This window comes from Streptomyces sp. ID05-26A (assembly GCF_033794685.1).
Classification (GTDB): Bacteria; Actinomycetota; Actinomycetes; order Mycobacteriales; family Pseudonocardiaceae; genus Lentzea.
In genome coordinates this window covers 1,849,534-1,873,341 of record NZ_JARAYZ010000001.1, presented here as the reverse complement: position 1 = coordinate 1,873,341, position 23,808 = coordinate 1,849,534, and the positions used below count along the sequence as shown (strand labels likewise).

At 69.4% G+C, this 23,808-nt stretch carries 25 protein-coding genes and 1 pseudogene; 18 read left to right on the top strand and 8 right to left on the bottom strand.

What is annotated here, in order from left to right; genetic code table 11:
* The first annotated feature begins 122 nt into the window (after window positions 1–122).
* From PV646_RS09230 to PV646_RS09210, 5 genes are all read left to right on the top strand, one after another.
* Window positions 123–713 (top strand): DUF3558 domain-containing protein, encoded by a 591-nt coding sequence (locus tag PV646_RS09230; protein WP_500341011.1) that lies wholly within the window; start codon window positions 123–125, stop codon window positions 711–713.
* 123 nt (window positions 714–836) lie between these two features.
* Window positions 837–1,211 (top strand): hypothetical protein, encoded by a 375-nt coding sequence (locus tag PV646_RS09225; protein WP_500341010.1) that lies wholly within the window; start codon window positions 837–839, stop codon window positions 1,209–1,211.
* A gap of 15 nt (window positions 1,212–1,226) precedes the next feature.
* On the top strand, window positions 1,227–2,498 hold the full coding sequence (locus PV646_RS09220; protein WP_500341009.1) for a hypothetical protein: 1,272 nt from the start codon (window positions 1,227–1,229) through the stop codon (window positions 2,496–2,498).
* The gene (locus PV646_RS09215) at window positions 2,495–3,301 is read left to right on the top strand and encodes an ESX secretion-associated protein EspG (protein WP_500341008.1); all 807 of its coding nucleotides are present in this window, start codon (window positions 2,495–2,497) and stop codon (window positions 3,299–3,301) included. The genes PV646_RS09220 and PV646_RS09215 overlap by 4 nt, the downstream gene beginning before the upstream one ends.
* Before the next feature lie 119 nt (window positions 3,302–3,420).
* Window positions 3,421–5,001 carry a glycosyl hydrolase family 28-related protein gene (locus PV646_RS09210; RefSeq protein WP_500341007.1) on the top strand — a complete coding sequence of 527 codons (1,581 nt, stop codon included), beginning with the start codon at window positions 3,421–3,423 and terminating at the stop codon, window positions 4,999–5,001.
* On the opposite strand, the gene PV646_RS09205 is transcribed toward PV646_RS09210, so the two are convergent.
* Together PV646_RS09205 and PV646_RS09200 are read right to left on the bottom strand one after the other, a co-directional pair.
* Window positions 4,996–6,684, bottom strand: coding sequence for a hypothetical protein (locus tag PV646_RS09205; protein ID WP_500341006.1), 1,689 nt, complete (start codon window positions 6,682–6,684; stop codon window positions 4,996–4,998). The genes PV646_RS09210 and PV646_RS09205 overlap by 6 nt on opposite strands.
* The gene (locus PV646_RS09200; protein WP_500341005.1) at window positions 6,681–8,213 is read right to left on the bottom strand and encodes a hypothetical protein; all 1,533 of its coding nucleotides are present in this window, start codon (window positions 8,211–8,213) and stop codon (window positions 6,681–6,683) included. Before PV646_RS09200 ends, PV646_RS09205 begins: the two co-directional genes overlap by 4 nt.
* 147 nt (window positions 8,214–8,360) lie before the next feature.
* On the opposite strand from PV646_RS09200, the pseudogene PV646_RS09195 reads away from it, so the two are divergent.
* A pseudogene (locus PV646_RS09195) lies at window positions 8,361–8,651 on the top strand (sterol carrier family protein); the annotation flags it as partial.
* Here PV646_RS09195 and PV646_RS09190 read toward each other — a convergent pair.
* A complete protein-coding gene (locus PV646_RS09190) occupies window positions 8,648–10,618 on the bottom strand; it encodes an alpha/beta hydrolase (RefSeq protein ID WP_500341004.1) in 1,971 nt (656 codons plus the stop codon). The pseudogene PV646_RS09195 and the gene PV646_RS09190 sit on opposite strands and share 4 nt — an antisense overlap.
* Window positions 10,615–10,938, bottom strand: a complete 324-nt coding sequence (locus PV646_RS09185) for a DUF2563 family protein (RefSeq protein ID WP_093596295.1) — start codon at window positions 10,936–10,938, stop codon at window positions 10,615–10,617. Before PV646_RS09185 ends, PV646_RS09190 begins: the two co-directional genes overlap by 4 nt.
* Before the next feature lie 94 nt (window positions 10,939–11,032).
* On the opposite strand from PV646_RS09185, the gene PV646_RS09180 reads away from it, so the two are divergent.
* The 9 genes from PV646_RS09180 to arfB all read left to right on the top strand — a co-directional run bounded on the left by PV646_RS09180 (window position 11,033) and on the right by arfB (window position 17,473).
* A complete protein-coding gene (locus PV646_RS09180) occupies window positions 11,033–11,779 on the top strand; it encodes a maleylpyruvate isomerase N-terminal domain-containing protein (RefSeq protein ID WP_500341003.1) in 747 nt (248 codons plus the stop codon).
* Complete coding sequence (locus PV646_RS09175; protein WP_500341002.1) at window positions 11,779–12,096, top strand: hypothetical protein; 318 nt, start codon at window positions 11,779–11,781, stop codon at window positions 12,094–12,096. The genes PV646_RS09180 and PV646_RS09175 overlap by 1 nt, the downstream gene beginning before the upstream one ends.
* Complete coding sequence (locus PV646_RS09170) at window positions 12,096–12,431, top strand: hypothetical protein (protein WP_500341001.1); 336 nt, start codon at window positions 12,096–12,098, stop codon at window positions 12,429–12,431. Before PV646_RS09175 ends, PV646_RS09170 begins: the two co-directional genes overlap by 1 nt.
* A complete protein-coding gene (locus PV646_RS09165) occupies window positions 12,431–12,766 on the top strand; it encodes a hypothetical protein (protein ID WP_500341000.1) in 336 nt (111 codons plus the stop codon). The genes PV646_RS09170 and PV646_RS09165 overlap by 1 nt, the downstream gene beginning before the upstream one ends.
* On the top strand, window positions 12,766–13,110 hold the full coding sequence (locus tag PV646_RS09160; protein ID WP_500340999.1) for a hypothetical protein: 345 nt from the start codon (window positions 12,766–12,768) through the stop codon (window positions 13,108–13,110). The genes PV646_RS09165 and PV646_RS09160 overlap by 1 nt, the downstream gene beginning before the upstream one ends.
* 77 nt (window positions 13,111–13,187) lie before the next feature.
* Window positions 13,188–14,714: an amidophosphoribosyltransferase gene (gene purF / locus PV646_RS09155; protein ID WP_500342342.1), complete on the top strand. Its 1,527-nt coding sequence runs from the start codon at window positions 13,188–13,190 to the stop codon at window positions 14,712–14,714.
* Window positions 14,715–14,762: 48 nt separating this feature from the next.
* A complete protein-coding gene (gene purM, locus PV646_RS09150; RefSeq protein WP_500340998.1) occupies window positions 14,763–15,824 on the top strand; it encodes a phosphoribosylformylglycinamidine cyclo-ligase in 1,062 nt (353 codons plus the stop codon).
* A gap of 53 nt (window positions 15,825–15,877) precedes the next feature.
* Window positions 15,878–17,035: a SigE family RNA polymerase sigma factor gene (locus tag PV646_RS09145; RefSeq protein WP_500340997.1), complete on the top strand. Its 1,158-nt coding sequence runs from the start codon at window positions 15,878–15,880 to the stop codon at window positions 17,033–17,035.
* A gap of 9 nt (window positions 17,036–17,044) precedes the next feature.
* Entirely contained in the window at window positions 17,045–17,473 is a 429-nt protein-coding gene (arfB, locus tag PV646_RS09140) for an alternative ribosome rescue aminoacyl-tRNA hydrolase ArfB (RefSeq protein WP_191297930.1), read from the top strand.
* Here the strand turns inward: arfB and PV646_RS09135 are convergent.
* Window positions 17,456–18,127, bottom strand: coding sequence for a response regulator (locus PV646_RS09135; protein ID WP_500340996.1), 672 nt, complete (start codon window positions 18,125–18,127; stop codon window positions 17,456–17,458). The genes arfB and PV646_RS09135 overlap by 18 nt on opposite strands.
* Window positions 18,124–19,662, bottom strand: coding sequence for a sensor histidine kinase (locus PV646_RS09130; protein ID WP_500340995.1), 1,539 nt, complete (start codon window positions 19,660–19,662; stop codon window positions 18,124–18,126). The genes PV646_RS09135 and PV646_RS09130 overlap by 4 nt, the downstream gene beginning before the upstream one ends.
* 112 nt (window positions 19,663–19,774) lie before the next feature.
* Between PV646_RS09130 and PV646_RS09125 the strand changes: the two genes are divergently transcribed.
* From PV646_RS09125 to PV646_RS09115, 3 genes are read left to right on the top strand one after another with little or no spacing between them, the layout of a single operon-like run.
* Window positions 19,775–20,761: a Bug family tripartite tricarboxylate transporter substrate binding protein gene (locus PV646_RS09125; RefSeq protein WP_500340994.1), complete on the top strand. Its 987-nt coding sequence runs from the start codon at window positions 19,775–19,777 to the stop codon at window positions 20,759–20,761.
* Entirely contained in the window at window positions 20,758–21,276 is a 519-nt protein-coding gene (locus PV646_RS09120; RefSeq protein ID WP_500340993.1) for a tripartite tricarboxylate transporter TctB family protein, read from the top strand. Before PV646_RS09125 ends, PV646_RS09120 begins: the two co-directional genes overlap by 4 nt.
* Window positions 21,277–22,788 (top strand): tripartite tricarboxylate transporter permease, encoded by a 1,512-nt coding sequence (locus PV646_RS09115; RefSeq protein ID WP_500340992.1) that lies wholly within the window; start codon window positions 21,277–21,279, stop codon window positions 22,786–22,788.
* A 39-nt stretch (window positions 22,789–22,827) separates the two neighbouring features.
* Here the strand turns inward: PV646_RS09115 and PV646_RS09110 are convergent, their stop codons facing one another.
* Together PV646_RS09110 and PV646_RS09105 are read right to left on the bottom strand one after the other, a co-directional pair.
* The gene (locus tag PV646_RS09110; protein ID WP_500340991.1) at window positions 22,828–23,340 is read right to left on the bottom strand and encodes a BTAD domain-containing putative transcriptional regulator; all 513 of its coding nucleotides are present in this window, start codon (window positions 23,338–23,340) and stop codon (window positions 22,828–22,830) included.
* Window positions 23,337–23,606 (bottom strand): hypothetical protein, encoded by a 270-nt coding sequence (locus tag PV646_RS09105; RefSeq protein WP_500340990.1) that lies wholly within the window; start codon window positions 23,604–23,606, stop codon window positions 23,337–23,339. The genes PV646_RS09110 and PV646_RS09105 overlap by 4 nt, the downstream gene beginning before the upstream one ends.
* Window positions 23,607–23,808 lie beyond the last annotated feature (202 nt).

Below are 23,808 nucleotides of genomic sequence, written 5' to 3'. Positions count from 1 at the left end.
CGCTTCGGGGTATCGTAAAGAAGGTTTCCTTTTGGTGAGGTCACCGGCAATGCGTCGTACGGGTGACGCGGGACACGTCGAACGCCACACTCCGTGCCCGGTGATCCGATAGTTTGACTCGCATGCGTCGACTTGCCGTCCCGTTTCTGCTGGCAGCGGTCCTGGCCGGGTGTTCAACGACCGAACCGGGCAAGCCCTCCGCGGGCGAGCAGACCGGCTCCGCGCCGACGACCGGAACTTCTTCCGGTACCGCCCCGGTGAGCAGGCCGAAGAACGTCGACATGAAGACGCTCGACCCGTGCTCGCTGATCACGCCCGAGGTGAAGACGACCCTCGGCATGCGTCTCGCGCAGCCTGGTGACCCGGACCCCGACTTCGGCGAGGGCAGCAAGAACTGCACCAGCGTCTACGAGGACCGCAGCTACACCACCGGCGTCGACACCCTGGTGAACGGCGGCGTGGATCGGCTCATGCGGACGGTCGGCGAGGCGAACGTCACCAAGCTCCAGGTGGCCGGCTATCCCGCCTACCTGAACAGGCGCGAACCGCAGAAGACCATCCTCGGGTGCGACATCTACATCGACGCGAACGACGGTCAGATGCTCTTCGTCAGCGCCTTCACCTTTGGTGATCCCAAGGCCACCGTGGACGGAGCGTGTGAGCGGGCGACGAAGCTCGCCAACGCCGTCGGGCCTGTTCTGGCCACCAAGTGATAGTTGAGTAGAACTACGCGGCTTATACCTGGAACCGGTCACCCGCGTCATGCATCAGAGCTAGAGTCGTCCCAAATGCACACGCGATCCATTTCCTGAGGGTCGTACTGAGGAGGGTGTGCCGTGTACCTCGCGGACAGTGGAGGTGGAGGCGTTTCGGCGCCGCCCGAGTTCGGTCAGCGCAAGCTGAAGGTGGACCCGTCAGCCATTCCACAGGCGCGTGCGGCGTTCGAGAAGGCCCTGGACGAGTTCGATCTCAGGGTCAGGCCCCAGGTGGACCAGCTGCCCACGCGGCCCTGGGCGGAAGATCCGATCAGCAGCGAGACGTCCAAGGCCTTCAACGATCAGACGGCCGACAAGGCGATGACCGCGCTGAACGTCTACCGCGAGCAGCTCGTCGGCGTCATCGCCCAGCTCAAGGCGATCGAGCAGCAGTACATCCTGACCGAGGGCGACAACTCGGCCATGTGGGGCAAGCACCTGCGAGACCAGGGCTGAGAGGGGGACTGACCGATGACTGACCACCGCTTCCAGGGGTACGCACACCCCGAGCTGTACAAGATGATCAACTCCGGTCCCGGCGTCTCCGCCTCCATCCCGGTCGAGGCCGGCTGGAAGCAGATCGCCGCGACGCTCGCCCAGATCGACGCCGACCTGCACACCGGCCTGACCAAGATGGGCGCGGACTGGGAGTCCGACGCCGCCGACGCCGCCCAGGGCGCGCTGTCGCCGCTGGCCGAGTGGGCCGGTTTCGCCGAGTCCGGCGCGACGACCATGGAGTCCTCCGCGCGACTGCAGGGCGAGTACATCGCCGAGGCGCGCAAGAAGATGCCCGAGGTCGTCCCGGTCACGGCCGAGAAGCCCGGCTTCCTCGACTTCGCCGGTGGCGCGCTGACCGGTCCGGCCGGCATGGCGCACGTCATCGGCCAGCAGCAGGACCACGAGCGGCAGGAAGCCGCGGCGGACAACGCCGCAGCCCAGGCCGTCAAGGTCATGGAGAACTACCAGTCGGACAGCCGCTGGAACTCCTCGACGCTCGGTGACTTCCCGACGCCGCCGCAGGTCGTGATCGACACGCCGCCGCCGGCCGACACGGGCACGGGCAGCACGCGGGCCGGGTACTCGCAGACCGGCTCCGGTGCGCCGACCGGCACCGGCACGACGACCCCGTCGTGGTCGACCGGCTCGCCGACGCCGACCCCGCAGCAGCAGGTCTCGACCGGCTGGACGCCTCCGCCGACCGACACCACGCACACCTCGTGGACGCAGCCTCCGACGACGACGCCGCCTCCCACGCACACCCCGCCTCCCACGAGCCTGCCTCAGCCGACTCCGCCTCCCACGACGACGCCGACCCCCGGTGGTCCGGTGTTCACGCGTCCCGGCACGGGCGGCCCCGGTGGCCCCGGTGGTCCTGGTGGCTCCAGTGGCGTTCGCGGTGGTCAGCTCGGTGGCGGCAAGGCGTTCGGGCCGATGTCCGGCTCGCTCGGCGCGTCCGGCCAGCAGGGCGCGATGAAGCCCGGTGGCATGCCCGGCGGCATGTCCGGCCTGGGTTCCGGTCCTGACGCGCTGCGCGGCGGTGCCGCGGGTGGCGGTGCCGGTGCCGCAGGTGGCGGCAAGGGCGGTGCGGCCGGCGCGGGTGCCGGTGGCGGCGCGGCCGGCCAGAAGGGCGAAGGCGAAGACGACATCGAGCACAAGGCGGCCGACTACCTGGTCGAGACCGACGACGTGTTCGGCGACGAGCGCATGGTCGCTCCGCCGGTCATCGGCGGCTTGCCGGAGTGAGTCTGTTCGGCGCACCGGCGGAGAGGGAGCCGATCACTCTCTCCGCCGAGGAGTTCGACGTGCTGTGGGAACGGATGAACGTCGGCCCCATGCCGCTGCTCCTCAAGGTTCCCACCCCGGGCAAGACGCGGGACGAGCGCATTCAGCTCGAGAACCGCGTCTACCAGCAGTTGGACCACCGGCGCCTGGGCAACTCACGCGGGCTCTCGTCCGAACTGGACGGGCTCCTGCGCATGTTCGTGAAGCCCGAGCGGGAGGCGGACGGCCGCCTCTGGCTCGGCCACAGCCTGCGCGTCCTCGCCGTCGCGAACGGCGACTGGGGCGCGCTGGCGACGTTGCGCGACGACCAGCTGACGCTCCAGCCGTGGGCGGGCTCCGGGCTCGCCTCGGCGGTGCTGTCGGTGCTGCCCGCGCACCCCGCAGGCACGGGCCTCTCGGTGACGCTGCCGAGCGCCGACATCGAGAAGGCGATCGCGCGGACGGACGGTTCGCCGAAGTCGATGGACGCCGCCTTCCGGAGCATCGGGTTGCGCGAGGACGACGCGAAGGCACTGGTGAAGATGTTCACCGACGTCGTGCACACCGGGAACTTCGGTGCCGCCGCCCGGGACAAGTACGGCAAGCGCTGGCGGCCTGAGCGCGTGGTCGCGTTCTTCGACACCGAAGAGGGCCGCTACCTGCAGCAACGCAAGTCGTCGAACGGTCAGCCGCCGTGGAGCACGTTCACGCCGACCGACGCGCGCCGGATGATGCACCAGGTCGACGAGCTGATCTCCGAGGCAATGCGTTCCGCAGGAGCCTGACGTCTGGTTTGATCTGACCACCGCCGCCGTGGCCAAGACCCCTTGGAGACGGCGAAATGAGCATCGACAGACGGCAATTCCTGCTGGCTACAGGGGTTGCGGTGGTCGGGACGTCAATGATGACGGGGACTGCCTCCGCGCAGTCCTCAGCTTCGTTGTGGCAGGAGTTCGTTGCCAACCCGTACAACCACCCGCAGATCCCGAACATCGCCTACGCCGGCTACCGCACGGGTGAGAAGCCCGCCCGCCGCCCGGTCCTCGCGAACGTCCTGTTCTTCGGCGCCCGGCGCGACGGTTCGGCCGACGCCTCCGCCGCGATCAACAAGGCGATCGAGTTCGTCGGCAGGCTCGGCGGCGGCACCGTCTACGTGCCTCCGGGCCGCTACCGGATCGACGACATCATCCGCATCGGCTACGACAACGTGGTGCTCCGCGGCGCGGGCAGCTCGAAGACGACCTTCCACGCGACCCGGTCGCTGGAGGAGATCGTCGGCATCAACCGCAGCCGGTACGGCTCGGAGAACTCCGCGTGGAGCTGGTCCGGCGGCCTGGTCTGGGTCTGCCACCGCGACCGGTACCAGCCGCTGGTCGACGCGATCAAGGCGAAGAAGTGGCCGTTCGAGGGCTGGACGGGCAACGAGCTGGAGCAGGGTTCGACGCTGACGAACGTGACGAGCTCTGCCGCACGGGGCTCGTTCGTCGTGACCGTCGAGAACGGACGGTCGCTGCGGGCGGGCCAGCGCGTGCTGCTGCGGCTCGACGACGCGAACTACTCGCTGCCCAAGCACATGTGCGGTGACGTCCCGGGCACCGCCACCTACCGTTGGGACGACAAGGACAAGCTCCTGTCGTACTTCCCGTTCCTGTGGCCGGTGCGCGTGGAGTGGGTGCGCGGCAACAGGGTCAAGCTCGCGCAGCCGTTGCCGCTGGAGATCCGCCCGGAGTGGAAGGCCCGCCTGACCACGATGGCGCCGGTCGTCACGGGGTCCGGGGTCGAGGGCATCAAGATCGAGATGTTCAAGGTGCCGACGCCGAAACACCTGCTGGACAAGGGGTACAACGGTGTCGCGTTCCAGTGCGCGTGGGACTGCTGGGCCGACGACGTGCACGTCCAGGACGTCGACAACGGCTTCCTCCTGGTGTCCTCCAAGGGGATCTCGCTGCTGAACACACGTGTGTCCGGCCGTGGCCACCACCACGCGTACGCCGTGCGGGAGCAGTCCCACGACAACCTGACCGACGGCTTCGTGATCGAGGCGCCGTCCGAACCCTCGCAGGCGGGCGCCGGCAACCACGGCCTGAACGTGGAAGGCCTGTCGTGCGGCAACGTCTGGACCCGCGGCCGCATGGACCACGACGTCTTCGACACCCACCGCGGCCTGCCGTTCGCCAACGTCCGCACCGAGATCACCATCAACAACGTCGGCGCGCACGGCGGCAGCGCGAACGCGGGACCGTTGTACGGCGCCCGTTTCGCGCACTGGAACGTCACCGTCACCAACCAGCGCGCCGGCAACGTCCGCATCGACCAGGTGGCGCCGTGCAGCGCGACCGTCGCGATCTCCGAGGTCCGCGACTTCGGCCAGATCGACAAGCCGGACTTCTCCGGCGAGCTGAACTCCCGCCTGGAGCTCTACGGCACCACCAGCGTCACGCCGCGCAACCTCTATGACGCACAACGGAAGCTGCGCCGCTCATGAGCTAGCCATCGCCACGGGCAACGACCACGCCACGTCGTTGAGGTCGGTGGGGAGCACGACCCTCTCCACCGACCTGCCGATCCTGCGGACCCAGCCCTGGTCGCTGAACTCCAGCCGGAACGACCCGTGCTCGCCCGGCGTCACGTCGGACAGCAGCAGGTGCTGCCCGTACGTGCGACCCGCCGTGGCGAGTGTCTGCAGGATCGTCCGGAACTCCGGGCGTGCTTCCAGGAGCCCGTGCACGCCGTCGACGCAGATCAGCAGTTCGGGCATGACCAGTCCTGCCGCGCGGTAGTCCCAGATGTTCCGGAAGTTGTTGTGCGCCAGAGTTCTGGCGCGCTGTTCGTGGTCCTCCAGCAGGTCCACGATGCCGTGCCGCACGTGCGGTGCGCCGTCGATGCCCGCGAACACCCCGTTGCCGTGGAAGTCGATGAGAACGACTTCCAGCTCGTCCGGTGAGTGCCGTGCCAGCTGCCCGAGAACCAGCGCGCGGATGCCTTCCGCTCGTCGGTCGTCCGGTGCCACGACCTCACCGTGCGGCCCCATCCCGTCCTGGAGGTGCTTGGACTTCAGGTCGATCTCGACGGGCTGCCCGAACTCGTCCACACCCACCGGAACCCGGTACTGCAGCCTGACCGGGCGTGGCTTCCACACGTGCCTGTTCGGCATCTCGTGCAGGGCGAAGAAGTCCGGTGCGGGCTCCTCCTCGTGCATCAGCGGTGGCAACGAGCTCGTCACCTCGTCGAGGTTCGCGGGCGCCGCGCAGTCGTCGACCAGCAGGTCCGCCAGGCCGCTCGGACCGTCGAGCAGGAGTTGCATCCCGGACTTCCCGACGTCCGCCGCGACGCCGGCGAACGCCGCCTCCCCGATGTCCTCGAACCCGCTCACACACACCAGGAGCTGCGGCAACACCTGGTCGAAGCCCCGGTGGTCGAAGACCGTCCACGTGTTGCCGACGACCTCGAGCCGTCGCTCCGACTCCGCCGCCAGCACGTCCGCGATCTTCTGCGGATCGCGTGCCGCGTGGCGATGACGTGCCAGCACGTGCGGGGCCTGGTCGAGTCCGTCGAACACGTCCGAGTCGTGCGCGTCGACGAGGACCGCCTGGAACAACTTGGGCGAGTGCGTGGCCATCAGGCCCAGCACCACACTGCGGAACGCGTCCGGGGACGTGACGCTCAAATGCGTTCCCGTGCGCCATTTTCCGTCAGCGAAGTGCGTCAGCTCCACGACCACCGGCACGCCGTTCGAGTCGACACCGGCCGGGACCTTCCACCACCGCCCCTTCCACGCGAGAGCCTTGGTGAACCGCCGCAACCCGTGCAACGCCAGGAAGTCCAGCACCTCGACCCGCAGCGGCACCCGTTCCGGCAGCTCGTCCACCACCCGCGCGGTGATGATCACCCGCACGTTCCACGAGGCCGCCGCGATCCACCGGACGGCGTCGGTCAGCCCGGGATCCTGTGCGGCGCAGTACTTCCAGTCGTCGATCAGCAGCGTCGCACCGGGCTCGGCCCCGCGTTCGAACCACGCCAGCAGGTTCTGCCGCCGCCGCTCGTCGCCGGGCTCGAAGCTCACCGCGACGCCGGCCGCATCTCCTCGGCCGATGCGGTAGATCCCTTGCAGCGCGGCGATCCGGCGCGCGACGAGGCCGGGTGGTCCGATGAGGGCGAGGTGGTTCACGGCAGCGCGATCTGCGTGTGGAGGCCGTCGGGCAGGGAGAGGCCGAAGCCGGGCCGGTCCGGCACGCGGGCGGCCTGGGCGGGGTCGATCAGCGACGTGGCCGGGTCGTCCAGGCGGAACTCGACGGCGAACCCCAGGCTGTCGCGGATGAACGGCGGCACCTGGTTCCACGAGCGAGCGGTCACGACGATGTGGCGCTGCGGGTCGAGCGGCTCGCCCGGGCCGTCGAGGAGCTGGTAGCGGCTCGGGTCGGCGAGGAGGCCGGCGAGGGTGCGCAGCGTCGTGCTCTTGCCGGTGCCCGGTTTGCCGACGATGGCGCCGTGGCGCAGTTCGTCGGTGAACGCCGGGAACAGGACGTCGCGGCGTTGCTCGCCCGGCTTGTCGATCAGGCCGATGGCGCCCGGCGGCAGCACGTCCAGCCTCAGGTCCGAAGAGGACGGTCGTGGCGGCAGCGTGATCTTCTGCGTGGACTGGAAGGCGCCGGGCGGCGGCTGGGCGAGCACGTGCGCGGGTGGGCAGGTGCCGACCAGGGCCGGTGGCAGGACCTCGGCCCACTCCTCGAGGTCGTACGGCGGAACCGCGGCCGGCCAGGCGGGGATCTGCGCCGGCGGGGCCGCCGCCTGCCCGTCACCGGAGTAGAGCAGGTGGACGCCGAGCTCGTGACCCGCCCCGCTGAGGGACTGCAGGAGGCCGCGGTAACCGGGGTGCCGTTCCACCAGCGCTTCGGGGCTGTCCACGCAGACCATGAGGGCGGGGAAGGGTTCGCCGGTCTGCTTGAGCCGACGCCGGCGGTCGAGCTCGGCGGCCAGGCCGGTGTGGAACTGCTGGAGCACCTCGTCGTCGTCCTCGCCCGTGAACGCGCACGCCACGTGCGGCGCCGCCTCCAGACCGTCGAACAACCCGACGCTCTTCATGTCGAAAAGGGCGAAGTTCAGGTCCTCCGACGAGTGCGTGACCATGAGGCCCAACAACGCGCTCAACAGCTTCTGCTCACGTTCCGCGGGCGGGGCCAGGCAGGCGGCGAGGGTCCCGTTGACGTCCAGGTACACCGGCCAGCCGCGGGCGTCGGCACCGATGGCCGCCTGGAGGTCGTGGCGCTGGTACTTGTTGCTCAGATCGGGTTCGATCTCGTGCAGCGCCAGGAAGTCCGTGGCCTCGCCGTGCAGGTGCCTGCGCAGCCGGCCGGGCACCTCCGACCACCTCCGGGCCGTGACGACGACCTGCACACCACGCGCCGGCCCGAACGCGGCGATCCACTCGACGGTCCGGTCCAGCGCCGGGTCGAGGCCGGAGCACAGCTCCCAGTCGTCCATCAGCAGTACCGCGCCCGACGGCGCACCGCGTTCGAACCAGTCCAGCAGGCTGCGACACCCCGGCTCGTCCGCCGGGTCGAAGGTCGCGGACACGGGCAACGGGTCCGCGCCGCGCCCGATCCGGTACACCGAGATGTTCGGTGCCGCTGCCAGAGCCGTCGTCAGCCGCTCCCTGGTCGCCTGCCCGGGACCGACGACGGCGAAGTTCCTGATCACAGCCCAGGTGTATACCAACAGCGCCGGGAGTGCCGCTGCCCCTTCGCTAATGTGGGGGACGTGCCAGCCAAAGCCGTCGACCCCGCCGAGATGCGTGCCGCCGTGGCAGCCGTGCTCCCGTGGCTGCGAGGTGAGGCTGACCAGCCAGAACGTCCCGCGCTCGCCGCCGCCGTCCGGCTGAGCCTGCGCACCCTCGAACAGATCGCGCCCGGCCGCAGCGTCGAGGTGCGCGTTCCCCCGTTCGCGGCGGTCCAGTGCGTCGAAGGGCCGCGCCACACCCGCGGCACACCCCCGAACGTGGTCGAGACCGACCCGCGCACGTGGCTGGAACTGGCCACCGGCACCCTCGCCTGGACCGAGGCGATGGACGACGCCCGGGTCACCGCCTCCGGGACCCGAGCCGACCTCTCACCACTGCTACCGGTCGTGAGGTTCTAGAACCACGACCCGATCGTCTTGATCGCGCCACCGACACCCTCGACGGCGTCGCGCCCGAGCTCCACCACGTTGCCCACGGTGTCGACCACGACGTCACCGGCGTCACTGGCGACCTCGCCCACGGTGTCCACCGCGTGCCCGGCCGCGTCACCCCAGCGCCCGTTCGAGATGTCGTCGACGACCTGACCACCACCGCGCCAGATGTCTTCGCCCATGTCGACGACCTCCTTGCCGGTGTTGACCCCCCAGTCGATGACCGGCCCGACCCCGGGAAGGTCCGAACCGGGCACCTCACGCGGCGTGGGAGCGTCCTGCCAGCGCTGCTCGGTGACGCTGCCGCCGTCACCGTTGGCGATCCTGGCGAGGTTCTGCAGCGACTCGGAGTCCTTGTCGTAGTACGACGAGTGGGCGTGCCCGATCCAGGACTCGCCGGACGTGCCGAACGTCTTGGCGCCGAACGAGGAGTCGTAAGGGCCGGTCGACGACCCGTCCTTGGTGAACCAGTCGCCACTCGTCGCCTGGATGACCGGGTCGTGCTCCGTGCCACCGACGTAGACGTGACCGCCACCGGCCGACAGCTGGTCCACGTTCGACGCGCCGACGCCCGGTGAGCCGACGAACACGATGTCGTCCGCCTTGAGGCCGTTGTCCATCGCGGAGTAACCGACGACTGTGCTGCCGTAGCTGTGGCCGATCACCGTGACGTGCGCGTTGGGGTTCGCGGTGCGGTAGCCGTCGACGTCCTTCGCGAGGATCTGGCCGCCCTCGACCGCCTGCTGCGGGTCGTTGACCTGGCCGGGCAGGAACTCCGGCGCGTCGTAGCCGAGCCACTGGATCGCGGCGCCGTCCGGGCCCATCTTCGCGCTGAGGTTCGAGGCCTGGTCCAGGCCGAAGCTGCTGAGCGTCGAGGTGGTGCCCGGCACGCACACCGCGAGGTTCTTCGCCGTGTCCGGGTTGCCGAACGCGACGGCGATCGCACCTTCCTTGGCCCCGGCACCGTCCGGGCTCCAGGCCAGCACGTACGCCTGCTTGCCGGTCTCCTTGCTCAGGTCTCGGGCCGTCCCCAACGCGCCGAACGCGTCATCCGCGTTCTTCGCCCGCCGTGCCGCCTCGTCGTACTGCGACATCAGCTGCGAGCCCTGGGCGTCGTTGCGCAGAGCGCGCTGGCCCTCGGACGAGTTCGGATCGACGCCGAGCTCGCGGGCGCGGTCGGCGAGCTGCTGCTTGAGCTGGTCCTTCTCCGCGTGGAACCGCGCCTGGTCCTCGGGGATCCGCTTGCGGTTCGCATGGTCCAGCACGTCGGCGGGAAGTCCGCGAAGCTGGCCGAGCTCCTGGTACTTGGTGTTCTTGAGCGCTTCCTGCTGGTCCTTGCTGAGCGACTTCCACCAGTCGGCGACGGCCTTCGGGTCGGAACCCGGCGGCGGAACCGGCGGCAGAGCGCCACCCGCACCACCGCGCTGGGCCGCGCGGCCCCAGCCGGAGTCGGTGCGCGCGGACTCCTCGAAGCCCGGCGGAATTTTGGCGAGCGCGTTCGCGTAGGAGCGCAGAACGTTGTCGTAGCCCGACTTCACCTTGTCCAGGTGCTGGTTGACCTGGTTGGCGAGCTGGCGGGTCTGCTCCTCGTCCATGCCGGGCGGGCGGCCGCGCCACACGCCGATCGCCTGGTCTGCGGCGCCGCGCATCTGGCCGTAGGCACGCGAAGCGGCCTGGACGATGTCCACACCCGCGCCGAGGCGTTCCGCAGCGGCCTTGGCAGCAGTGGCGGACAGCTGGGCGCGAGCGGTGAACTTGGAGGCCGCGTCACCGGTCCAGCTGCTCACGGCGGTCTTGCCACCGTTGGCGACGGACTCACCGGCGCGACCGACCGCGCTGATCGCGCCGGTGATCGGGTCGGCGGCCGCGGCGATCCGGCCGACGTCGCCGGACGCGAGCCTGCCGTACAGGCTCTCGGGATCCGTGTAGCTCACTGACCGCCCCCAAGTCCCGAGAAGAGCTTCTTCAGCGCTGCCGCGTGGTCCTCGTCGGTGCGCTGGTAGGCCTCGGCGTTCGACACGAGACCCTCTGCCGCGTCGGTGAACCAGGAGGAACCGCGCTGCAGGTCCTGGGAGTGCGTGCCGACGAACTTCGACAGCGCGTCCGCGAACTCCGCGGCGGCGTCGACCTCACCGAACGCGCCCGCGTCGAGCTGGAGCATCGAGATCATCTCCGCCGCCTCGCGCACCGCGTCGGAGCCGTTGCCGAACTCCTTGGACGCGTTGCGCAGCAGCTCTGGCTCAACGCCGAACATCGCCACCCCCTGTTGGTCACCGATCAATGCGACGCAGATACATGATGGTCGGTTCCCCCTTCGCAGGAGGACGGTTTCGGGCACGATGTCGTTCATGGTGCAGACAGGGTGGACGGCCCAGCGGTGGACCGCTGTGTTCATCGAGCAGGCGGAGTTGTTCCGCAAGGCAGTGGCGGACGCGGATCCGGCCGCCGAGGTACCGACCCGGCCGGGCTGGACCGTCCAGGACCTGGTGATCCACCTCGCGCGCTTCCTGGAGACCTCCACCGAGTACCTGCGCACCGGCAGCCGTACCGCGATGCGGCCGTCGCCCCCGCCCGCGGGCCTGTCGCCGCTCCAGTACCTCGACCTGCAGCTCGCCGCAGCCGCGGAGATCCTGGCCGCTGTGCCGGGAAATCGCCCGGTGTGGACGTTCTCGCCGGCCGCGCCCGATCTGGCTTGGGTGTGGCACCGCCGGATCGCGCACGAGACGGTGCTGCGCCGGTTCGACGCGCAGACGGTCGTCCGCCAGGTCGTGGCCACGGATGCCGACCTCTGCGCCGACGGCATCGACGAGGTGCTGAGCACGATCGTCGCGGCCAACCTCGACGGCGACGTACCGAGCACGGTGACCGGCACCGCGGCGGTGCGTCCCACAGACGTTCCAGAGTCGTGGCTGATCTCCCTCGTCGCGGGTGAGGTGCCCGAACTGCGCGCCGCAGCCCCGGGCGAAGAGGGCGACGCGCAGGTGACCGGCGAGGCAGAGGTCGTCTACTTCTGGCTCTGGAACCGGATGAACTTCAAGGAGATGACCGGCGATCGGCGCGTGCTGGACGTCCTCCAGGTCGGACGGGGGCACTGATGCGCAAGCTCGCTGCGGTGTTGCTCGGCTGTCTGTTGCTGACCGGATGTGCGGCGTCGTGGCAACAGGAGCTTCGGTACAAGATCATTTCCTTCGACAACAGCACCCCGACCGAGTTCTTCGACCTCGAACTGGTGGGAGATGCGCCCAAGGGTTCGCTCGAACCCGAGATGTTGAAGAAGAAGTCGATGCAGGCCTCGAAGGTCGAAGGTGCCCGAGTCGGCGACGAGGTGGTCTGTCAGGTGGAGCAGGAGAAGGGGAACGCGTTCGGGAACTCGAATGTCGTCACGCACCTGAACAGCTGCAAGAAGGCTTGATGCGCAAGATCGTCGTGATCCTCCTGGGATGTCTGGCGCTGTCCGGCTGCGGCGCGGCCGAGTGGGAGCAGGAGGTCGAGTTCGAGATCGTCAAGGTCTACGAGGTCGGCGCCGGGTACGACCGCAAGGACGACACGTTGCGCATGGAACTCGTGGGTGAGGTGCCCGGCGACATCCTCGAGCCGGACACCCTGACACCGCAGGTCGTCAAGCGATTCCAGGTCTCCGGCGAGGTGCGTGAGGGTGACGAGGTCCGCTGCAGCGCGCGGCAGGAGACCGACGGCTACACGCAGGCGACCGTGATCCGCACCCACGTCTCCTGCAGGAAGGCATGATGCGCAAGATCGTCTTGGCGCTCGCCGGATGCGTCGCGCTCACGGGCTGTGCGGGCGACTGGTCGGCAGAGGTCCGCCTCGAGGTGGCCGAGGAGGAGGTCTACACCTTCCACGACACCGCCCCTCCCGAACCGCGTCTCCGGCTGGAACTCGTCGGCGAACTGCCCGGCGCCTACCGGAAGGACCAGTTCACCGGTACGAGCGTGCACCCGGCTGAGATCGACGGCGAGGTGGAGGTCGGGGACGAGGTGATCTGCCTCGCCAAGCAACGCTCCATCGGGGCGCTGCAGACGAACGCGATCACCACCGAGCTGTTCCGGTGCAGGAAGGCTTGATGCGCAAGATCATCGCGGTGCTCGCGGCCTGTCTCGTCCTCACCGGCTGCGGCCGTTGGGAGGACGAGATCCGCTTCGAGGTCACCCGGATCAACACCTGCTACGACGGCTACAGCGACGTCATCTGCGCCACCCGGATGTACGTGAAACCGGTCGGCGAGCTGCCGTCCGGCGCACCCGAGCCCGAGGCGTTCAAGGACGCCTTCGTGGAACTGGGCGACTTCGCGAGCGGCGTGACCGCGAACACGGGCGACGAGATCATCTGTGCGGCGCGGGAAGTGTCCGACGGCTTCGAGTACCTGAACGGCCTACCGCTGACGCTCCAAGAGTGCCGGAAGGCATGAGTTTCATCACCTCACCAGGGGTCTGAGGGGGGTCTAGCACAGGGTGCGCCACTTACACTCGGGATGCAGCCAGCCCCATTCGTGAGGGAGCCAATTCGGTGGTCGACGACCATTCCCAGTCCGAACAGGAACCCCGTGAGGAGTGTGGCGTCTTCGGCGTCTGGGCTCCGGGTGAAGACGTCTCCAAGATGACCTACTACGGCCTCTACGCCCTGCAGCACCGCGGGCAGGAGGCGGCCGGCATCTCGGTCGGCGACGGGACTCAGGTCGTCGTCTTCAAGGATCTCGGTCTCGTCAGCCAGGTGTTCGACGAGCAGGTCCTGCAGAGCCTCAAGGGCCACGTGGCCGTCGGGCACTGCCGTTACTCCACCACCGGGTCCACGACCTGGGAGAACGCCCAGCCGACGTTTCGGACGACGGCCACCGGCAGCGCGCTGAGCCTCGGCCACAACGGCAACCTGGTGAACACCGCCGAGCTGCTGGAGAAGGCCAAGGGTCTCGGCATCGTCGAGCGCAACGGCGCCACCACCGACTCGGACATCCTCTGCGGCCTGCTCGCCCACGCGGCGGCCGACAAGGGCATCGAGCAGGCCGCGCTGGAGCTGCTGCCCACGGTCAAGGGCGCGTACTGCCTGACCTTCTCCGACGAGTCCACCCTCTACGCGGCGCGCGACCCGCACGGCGTGCGCCCGCTGGTGCTCGGCCGGTTGGAACGCGGCTGGGTCGTGGCGAGCGAGACCGCGGCACTGGACATCGTCGGCGCGAGCTTCGTGCGCGAGGTCGAGCCCGGCGAGCTGATCGCGATCGACGAGGACGGCCTGCGGTCGACCCGGTTCGCGACGCCCGAGCCCAAGGGCTGCATCTTCGAGTACGTCTACCTGGCGCGGCCGGACACGACGATCTCCGGACGCGGCGTGCACGCCACCCGCGTCGAGATCGGCCGCCGCCTCGCCAAGGAGCACCCGGTCGAGGCCGACCTGGTGATCCCGGTGCCGGAGTCCGGCACGCCCGCGGCCATCGGCTACGCGCAGGCAAGCGGCATCCCGTACGGGTCGGGCCTGGTCAAGAACGCCTACGTCGGCCGGACGTTCATCCAGCCGTCACAGACCATCCGCCAGCTCGGCATCAGGCTGAAGCTGAACCCGCTGCGCGACGTGATCCGCGGCAAGCGGCTCGTCGTCGTGGACGACTCGATCGTGCGCGGCAACACCCAGCGCGCGCTCGTCCGCATGCTGCGCGAGGCCGGTGCGCTCGAGGTGCACGTGCGGATCGCCTCGCCGCCCGTCAAGTGGCCCTGCTTCTACGGCATCGACTTCGCCTCACGGGCGGAACTCATCGCGAACGGCCTGGACGACGACGGCATCCGTCGCTCGGTCGGCGCCGACTCGCTCGGGTACGTGTCGCTGGAGCAGCTCGTCGCGGCCACGGAACAGCCCAAGTCGCGGCTGTGCTCGGCCTGTTTCGACGGCGAGTACCCGATCGAACTGCCGCAGGACGCGCTCATCGGCAAGCACCTGCTCGAAGGCCTCAAGGGAGTCTCGGGCTCGGCGGCTCCCGTTCTGGCGAGCGGCTATGGTGCCGAAGACGCACTCCGACGTCCCTGATTTTGGGTACGTCCTTACGCATCCCAGATCCAAGTGGAAGAAGTTGACGTGACCGACAGCGCCAAGGCCACCTACGCCGCCGCCGGAGTCAGTATCGCCGCAGGTGACGAGGCGGTGGAGAAGCTCAAGCCGTGGGCGGCCAAGGCGCACCGGCCCGAGGTGCTCGGTGGGATCGGTGGCTTCGCCGGCCTGTTCCAGCTCAAGCTCGACCGCTGGAAGGAGCCGATCCTCGCCTCGTCCACGGACGGCGTCGGCACCAAGATCGCGATCGCGCAGGCGCTCGACAAGCACGACACCGTCGGCATCGACCTCGTCGCCATGATCGTGGACGACCTGGTGGTCTGCGGCGCCGAGCCGCTGTTCGTGCAGGACTACATCGCGGTCGGCAAGGTCGTCCCCGACCGGATCGCGTCGCTGGTCAAGGGCATCGCCGAAGGCTGTGTCCAGGCCGGCTGCGCGCTGCTCGGCGGCGAGACCGCCGAGCACCCCGGCCTGATGGGCGACGACGACTACGACATCTCCGGCACCGGCGTCGGCGTCGTCGAGCACTCCAAGCTGCTCGGCCCCGAGCGCGTCCGCGACGGCGACGTCGTGATCGCGATGGGCTCGTCCGGCCTGCACTCCAACGGTTACTCGCTCGCCAGGCACGTGCTGCTGGAGATCGCGCGGATGCCGCTGGAGGGCCACGTCGAGGAGTTCGGCCGCACCCTCGGCGAGGAGATGCTGGAGCCGACCAAGATCTACGCCAAGGACTGCCTGGCGCTGATCGCCGAGACCGAGGTCCGCTGCTTCTCCCACGTCACCGGTGGTGGCCTGGCCGCGAACCTGGCCCGCGTGCTGCCCGAGGGCCTGCACGCGACGCTCGACCGCGGCACCTGGACGCCCGCGCCGGTGTTCCAGCTCATCGCCCAGCGCGGCCGCGTGGAGCGCGAGGAGATGGAGAAGGCGTTCAACATGGGCGTCGGCATGGTCGCCGTCGTCGCGCCCGAGGACGTCGACCGCGCGCTGGCCGTCCTCACCGCCCGCCACGTGCCGGCGTGGGTGCTCGGCGAGATCACCAAGTCCGAAGAGGGCGGCGCCAAGCTCGTTGGCGATCACCCGCGTTTCTGAGGCAACCTCCTGAACCGGTCGCCGCGTACTAAGCGGCGACCGAGGAGGGGCACTTGGACCGCGACCGCGAGTTCGGGGAGTTCGTCGACGCACGCGCTCTCGTCATGCGCCGCACGGCCTACTTGCTGTGCGGCGACTGGCATCGCGCGGAGGACATCGTCCAGACCGCGTTGATCAAGATGTACGTGGCCTGGTCGCGCGTGCGCAAGGACAGCGTCGACGCCTACGCCCGCAAAGTGCTCGTGCGCACCGCCATCGACGAGACGCGGCGCGGATTCTTCCAGCGCGAACGCATCGTCGACGCCGTGCCCGAGAGCGCGGTCACGGACGCCACCACGGACCTCGACCTCCGCCAGGCCCTCGGCGCGCTGCCCGCGGGCCAACGCGCCGTCGTCGTGCTGCGGTACTGGGAGGACCTGAGCATCACCGAGACCGCCCGCATCCTCGGCAGGACGGAGGGCACGGTGAAGAGTCAGGCCGCCAAGGGGCTCGCCGCGTTGCGCGACCTGCTGGAGAACGAGCCGGTGTCGCGGATCCACACCTCCGAGGTGATCCGCAAGGGCAAGACCAAGCTCGTCCGCCGGCGCACGGCGCTCGCGGGGGCGATGGTGTTCACGCTGCTCGCCGGGGTCGGCGTGACCGGGTACCTGGCGGCGGTGCCGCACAAGGCGTCGGCACCGGCGATGTCCCAGGACTCCGGGGGTGTGGTCGACCGCAACGCCCAGCTGACGGCGTTGCTGAGGAGCGGCTACCGGCTTCCGCCGGGCATCACCGCCGAGGACGTCCCCGAGATCAGGGCGCAGGCGTTCGTGTTCTTCACCCGCGACACCAACACGCCCGACAACAAGCGACGAGCCGTGGCCAGGCTGCGGGACGCGCAGGGCGTCGGCGGCGTCACGATCGCGATCGGCCGTACCACGCGCTCCGAGATGGGCAACTGCGACGATCCGTCGTGCCGCATCGAGGAACGTGACGGCATCAGGATCCGCAGCATCCAGCTGCCGAGCACGACCCCAGGGGCGCAGGTGTTGTACGTCGACGCCATCCGCCCCGACGGCACGACCATCATGCTCAGCAGCGACAACATCGGCCGCTTCAGCGACGCGGTGTGGGGCCAGCCCGACCTGGGGGGCGTTCCGCAGAGGTCCGCGCCGCTGCTGAACCGCGAGGAACTGATAAAGATCGCGACACTTCCGGGTCTGACCTTCTAACCTGGAGGCATGAACGACGTGACCGTGACGAGGACGCTGGTGCTGCCGGCGTCCGAGTTGCGCGAACGTTTTTCCAGGTCAGGTGGGCCGGGCGGGCAGGGAGTGAACACGGCGGACAGCCGCGTCGAGCTCTCGTTCGACCTGGCTGCCTCGCCGTCGGTGCCCGAGCACCTCAAGGCGCGGATGCTCGACCGGCTGGCCGGCAGGCTCGTCGACGGCGTGCTCACGATCGCCGCCTCCGAGCACCGCGCGCAGCTGCAGAACCGTGCCGCGGCCCGGGAACGGCTCGCCGCGATCCTGCGGGCGGCCGCCGCGCCGCCGCCTCCGGTGCGCAGGGCGACCAAGCCCACCAGGGGTTCGCAGGAGCGCCGCATCGCCTCGAAGAAGCGCCGTGCGGACACCAAGCGCGGCCGCGGCCGTTCAGGCTCCTGGGACTAACGCGTAGATCCGTTCGGGCCGGCCGGTTCCGCCGTACCGCAGGCGGACCTCGGCCCGTCCCATCGACACGAAGTGCTCCAGGTACCGGCGCGCGCTGACCCGGGCCACCCCGGTCGACGACGCGCACTCCGACGCCGACTGCCCCTCCGGATGCGCCCTCAGGGCGTTCTCCACGAGCCGCGCGGTTTCCGGCGTCAAACCCTTGGGCAGCAATGGTTTCGAGGTGGGCCGAGCGCCGAACACCTGGTCCACGTCCGCCTGTCCGGCCGAGTCGAGCCGATGCAGCTTCTCGCGCAACGACGCGAAGTGCGCGAGCTGGTCACGTAGAGCCGAGTAGTCGAACGGCTTGATCAGGTAGTGCAGCACGCCACCGCGCATCGCACTGCGCACGGTCTCGACGTCGGTCGCCGCCGTGATCACGATGACGTCCACATCCTCGTTGGCGCGCAACGACTTCAGCACTTCCAGCCCGGTGACGTCCGGCAGGTAGACGTCGAGCAGCACGAGGTCGGGCTTCAACTCCCGCACCAGCCGCAACGCGTCCCCGCCGGTGTGGGCGACCCCGACGACCTCGAACCCGCCGGTGCGCGCGACGTACCCGCTGTGCACCTTGGCCACCATGAAGTCGTCGTCGACGACCAGCACCCGGATCACCAGGGCAGCCTTGCCGTGAAGACCGAACCGGACACGGTCACCGAACCGCCGCGCCGCAGGCACGCCCGCCTGATCAGCGCGAGCCCGATGCCGCGTTCGCCGTGCGATGCCGCCTTGGTCGTGAACCCGTGCCGGAACACCTCTTCCGCGAGTTCCGGTGCCACCCCGGGACCGGAGTCGCGCACCACGACCTGGACCTCGTCGTCCAACTGCATCACACCCACCTCGATCCACTTCCCAGTTCCGTTGGCGCTGAACGAACTCAGCGCGTCGAGCGCGTTGTCGACGAGATTTCCCAGCACCATCACCAGATCCGCGGACAGGGCCTCGTCGACCCTGCCCAGCACGCTGTCCGGACCCAGCCGCAACGCCGTGCCGCGTTCGGCCGCGAGCGACGCCTTGGCGATCAGCAGCGCGGCCACGGCGGGGTCGCCGATCGACGAACCGACCTCGGTCCGCCACTGGTCCTGCGCCGTGCTGATCTGGTGAACGTAGTTGGTGACCTCGTCGTACTCCTTCAACGAGATCAGCCCGGCGATGGTGTGCAGCCGGTTCGCGAACTCGTGCGCCTGCGCCCGCAACGTGTCCGTCGCGTGCTGCGAGGCGTCGAGTTCGTGTTGCAGCGCAAGGAGTTCCGTGCGGTCTCGCAACGTCACGACCGCGCCCTCGCCACCGTCGATCGGCATGCGGTTCAACGTCAGCACGACGCCCTGCCGCAGCACCAGCTGGTCGACGCCGGTCGCGCGGCCGGTCAGCACGTCCCGCAGCCGGTCGTTGAGCTCCAGTTCCTCGACCGAGCGGCCGACCGCGTCCTCCGGCAACGCCAGCAGGTCGCTCGCGTGGTCGTTGACCAGCGTGATCCGGTTCTGCCCGTCGAGCCCGACGACGCCCTCGCGGATGCCGTGCAGCAACGCCTCGCGGTTCTCGACCAGCGCGGTGATCTCGTGCGGCTCCAGCCCGAGCGTCTGGTTCTTCACCCGGCGGGCCAGCAGCAACGACCCGGTGACGCCGATGATCAGCGCGATCGCCAGGTAGCGCAGCACGTCGACGGGCTGCTCCAGCGCGCCGGCGAACACCCCGGGATCCTCCGCGCCCGCGATCACCATGCCGTTGACCCGGCGGCTCAGCGGGTCGAACACCGGCACGTGCGCCTCGATCGAGTCGCGGACCGAGCCCGTCCAGGAGCGGCCCTCCAGCGCGGTGGTGCGGGTGTCCAGAGTGGACCCGATCTGGGACGGGTCCGGCGAGGCGATCACGAGCCGCTTGTCGTTGAGGATCAGCACGTAGGAGGCACCGGACAGGCTGCGGGCCGTCTCGGCGGGCGCCGACAGCTCACGCCAGTTGCCCATCCGCTCCTGGACCAGCGAGTTCGCGGCGACGGTCTCGGCGACCGACAGCATCCGGCGTTCCTCGTTGGAGCGAAAGTTGCTGCCCGTCTGGACGACTGTCAGCGCGCCCACCGCGCCCAGTAGCAGCGTGACGACTACGAGTTGCCATGCGAGAAGTTGACTGGCCAGGGAACGGCTGCGACGCATGCGACCTCCCGTGACCAGAAAGACCGAAAGAAACCTTAGAAGCGCAAGAGCGACATCAAGGTTTACACGAGAGCAACATGTCCAACCACGCGGACGAGAGGCGGGGATCACAGTGTCGGTGAAGGTGTGGGTGGCAGTGACGGCAGCGTTGCTCGCCGTCCTGCTCGTGCCACCGCTGCTGACGCCGGGTGCGGACAGCGGCGAGAGCAACCAGGTGCGGGCGTTGCGGGTGCTGGTGCCGAACTCGCCGGGCGGCGGTTACGACATCACGGCGCGCACGGCGGCGAAGGCCATGGAAGACGCTGACCTGCTGCGCAACGCCGAGGTGTTCAACCTCCCCGGCGCCGGCGGCACGGTCGGACTGGGCCGCACGGTCGGTGAGCGCGGCAACGGCAAGCTGATCATGTCGATGGGCCTGGGCGTCGTGGGCGCGGTGTACACGAACAAGTCGCCGAACTCGCTGCTCGACACCACCCCGATCGCGAAGCTGATCGAGGAACCGGACATCGTCGTGGTCGCGAAGGACTCGCCGTACACGTCGATGCAACAACTCGTCGACGCGTGGAAGGCGAACCCCGGCACCGTGACGGTCGGCGGCGGCTCGGCTCCCGGCGGCCCCGACCACCTGGCGCCGATGCTGATCGCCAAGGCCGTGGGCCTGCCGCCGAAGACGGTCAACTACATCCCGTTCGACGGCGGTGGCGAGCTGCTGGCGTCGGTGCTCGGCGGCAAGGTCGCGTTCGGCGTCTCGGGCGTCGGCGAGTACCGCGACCAGATCCAGGCCGGCACGTTGCGGGTGCTTGCGGTGACGAGCAAGGACCGCATCAACGGCATCGACGCGCCGACGCTGCGGCAGGCCGGTGTGGACGTCGAGTTCACGAACTGGCGCGGCATCGTCGCTCCTCCCGGCATCTCACCGACCGACAAGGCGAAGCTGGTCGAGGTGTTCCAGAACCTCCAGAAGACGCCGCAGTGGTCGGAAGCCCTGCAGCGCAACGGCTGGACGGACGCCTTCGCGCCGGGAGACGAGTTCGGGACCTTCCTGGAAAGCGAGAACAAGCGGGTGGCAACGGTGCTGAAGGACTTGGGGCTGGCATGACGACCGTGACGAAGCCGGGGCCCAAACAGTGGCTCCGCGACCACTCCGAGCTGGGCATCTGCGCCCTTCTGGTCGTGCTCGGCGTGCTGGTGCTCACCGACGCGCTGCGGATCCCCACGGACTTCGCCCAGCGCGGCCCGGTCGGCCCGAAGGCCGTGCCGATCCTGGTCGGCTCGCTGCTGCTGCTCGTCGCCGCACTGCTGGCCCGCGACGTGCTGCGTGGCGGCAAGGGCGAGGCGGAGGCCGGCGAGGACGTCGACCTGTCCGCACCCGCCGACTGGCGCACGGTTCTGCTGCTGTGCGGTGCTTTCCTCGCGAACGCCGTGCTGATCGGCGTCGTCGGGTTCCCGATCTCCGGCGCGATCCTGTTCTGGGGAGCGGCCTACGCCCTGGGCAGCCGCAACCTGGTGCGCGACCCGTTGATCGCGGCCGGCCTGTCGATCTTCACGTTCGTCATGTTCAACAACCTGCTCGGTGTCCCGCTCCCCGGTGGCCCGTTGATGGAGGTGTTCTAGGTGGAACAACTGCTCAACGGCTTCGCGACCGCGCTGACGCCGACACACCTGCTGCTCGCCGCCGTCGGCGTGCTGCTCGGCACCGCGATCGGTGTCCTGCCGGGCATCGGCCCGGCCATGGCGGTGGCGCTGCTGCTGCCCGTCACCTACGGCATGGAGCCGACCGGCGCGTTCATCATGTTCGCGGGCATCTACTACGGCGGCATGTTCGGCGGTTCGACCACGTCGATCCTGCTGAACACACCGGGTGAGAGCGCCGCGGTCGTGGCCGCGTTCGAGGGCAATCCCATGGCCCGCAAGGGACGAGGAGCGCAAGCGCTTGCCGCCGCCGCCATCGGTCACTTCACCGGCGGCATCATCGGCACGATCCTGATCGTCCTGCTGGCCCCGTTCGTGGCCAAGCACGCCGTCGACATCGGCGCCCCCGACCTGTTCGCGGTGATGGTGCTGGCGTTCATCGCCGTCACCTCGGTGCTGGGCGCCTCCCGGATCCGCGGCTTCGCGTCGCTGCTCATCGGTCTCACCCTCGGCCTGGTCGGCCTGGACGAGATGACCGGCCAGCAGCGCCTCACGTTCGGCTCGCTGCACCTGGCCGACGGCATCGACATCGTCGTGGTCGCCGTCGCCCTGTTCGCGGTCGGCGAGGCCCTGTGGGTCGCGGCCCACCTGCGCCGCAAGCCGTTCGAGCCGATCCCCGTCGGCCGCCCGTGGCTCTCGAAGGCGGACCTGAAGCGCACCTGGAAGCCGTGGCTGCGCGGCCCGGTGATCGGCTTCCCGTTCGGCGCGATCCCGGCCGGCGGCGCGGAGATCCCGACGTTCCTGTCGTACGTGACGGAGAAGCGGCTCTCCAAGCACAAGGACGAGTTCGGCAAGGGCGCCATCGAAGGCGTGGCGGGCCCGGAGTCCACGGCCTCCGCCTCCGCCGCGGGCACCCTCGTCACGATGCTGACGCTGGGCCTGCCCACCACGGCGGTCGCGGCAGTCATGCTCGCGGCGTTCCAGCAGTACGGCATCCAGCCCGGCCCGTTGTTGTTCCAGCGCGAGTCCGGCCTGGTGTGGGCGCTGATCGCGTCGCTGTTCATCGGCCTGACGCTGCTGCTGGTGCTGAACCTGCCGCTGGCCCCGCTGTGGGCGAAGCTGCTGCGCATCCCGCGCCCGTACCTCTACGCGGGCATCCTGTTCTTCGCCTCGGTCGGCGCCTACGCGGTCAACGCGGACATCTTCGACCTGCTGCTGATGTTCGTGATCGGCCTGCTGGGCTTCGGCATGCGCCGCTACGGCCTGCCGGTGCTGCCCGCGATCATCGGCGTGATCCTCGGCCCGGCCGCGGAACAGCAGATGCGCCGCTCGCTGCAGCTCTCGGACGGCTCGCTCACCGGCCTGGTCAACAGCCCGATGGCGATCGTCGTCTACGTGGTCATCCTGGTGATTCTGTTCTTCCCGCTGCTCAAGAGGTTCCTGCCGAAGCCGCCCGTGGCTCCGTCCGAGGAACGCGAGAAGGTCGACGCCTGATCGCACGCGAAAGCCCCCGCTCTCCCGGCGGGGGCTTTCTCATGCGCTGCGCACGATCAGGATGGCGAACGGCTTGTCGTCCTCCGGCCCACGCACCGCGAGTTCGGTCTGCTCGCGCAACGTCGCCCACAGTTCCATCACGCGGGCCACCTGCGGTTCGGACAACCCGCACGTGCTCACGAACGCCCGCACCTGGTCGGGCTTCGTGGGCAGCTTGTCGCGCTTGAGCAACGAGTAGGTCTGGCTGCGTGGCAACGTCACCGCACCCGCCCGCCGTGAGAGTTCCGGCAGCGTCAGCCCGGACCGCGCGTGGATCTTCCGCAGCAGCGCGACGAACTCGGCCTCGGTCGCGGCCCGCAGCTCGGTGGTCGACGTCGGGATCAACGGCCGCACCTGCTCGGCACCGGTGCCGAGCTCCGCCTCGAGGATCGCGTGGACCTCGCGGTACGCGGCGATCGCCTCCGCACGCCGGCCCGGTCTCGACAGGCCCAGCAGCAACTGCGGCCAGAGGCGGTTCAACCGGTCCAGCGTGTCGCCCTCGGTGCCCGTCATCGCTGGTCGTCCTCCCAGACCACCATCGAACCCGCCGGCGGCAGCGGTCCGAACCTCGCGGTGAACGGCCGGCTGCGGCTCAGCGTGATGGTCACCGCGAGCACGGCGGCGGTCGTCGACACGGAGACGACCGGCGAGTGGTCGTGCGCGAGCATCCACGCGGTGAAGACGAAGGCGGCGGACGCCAGCAGGACCGTGCTGGTGCCGGAGGGGGAACAGCGCCTGCGGGGGTGCGGAACCCCGTTGTAGGGCGTAGGGGTGGTCATCAGAACTCCTGGAAGGGGCTCGGCGCGTCACCGTGCGCCGGGGGGACCAGCTGGTGCGGGAACAGCTACGAACCGGATGCGCGGAATGCGTTCGCAGGCAATTGGCGTTGCTGCGGAACTCGGCGGCATAACGGCTTGACCACGAGGATGTCACTCACACGGGTGATTGCCAACTGAATCGCCGTCCAGGTTTTTCATGTCC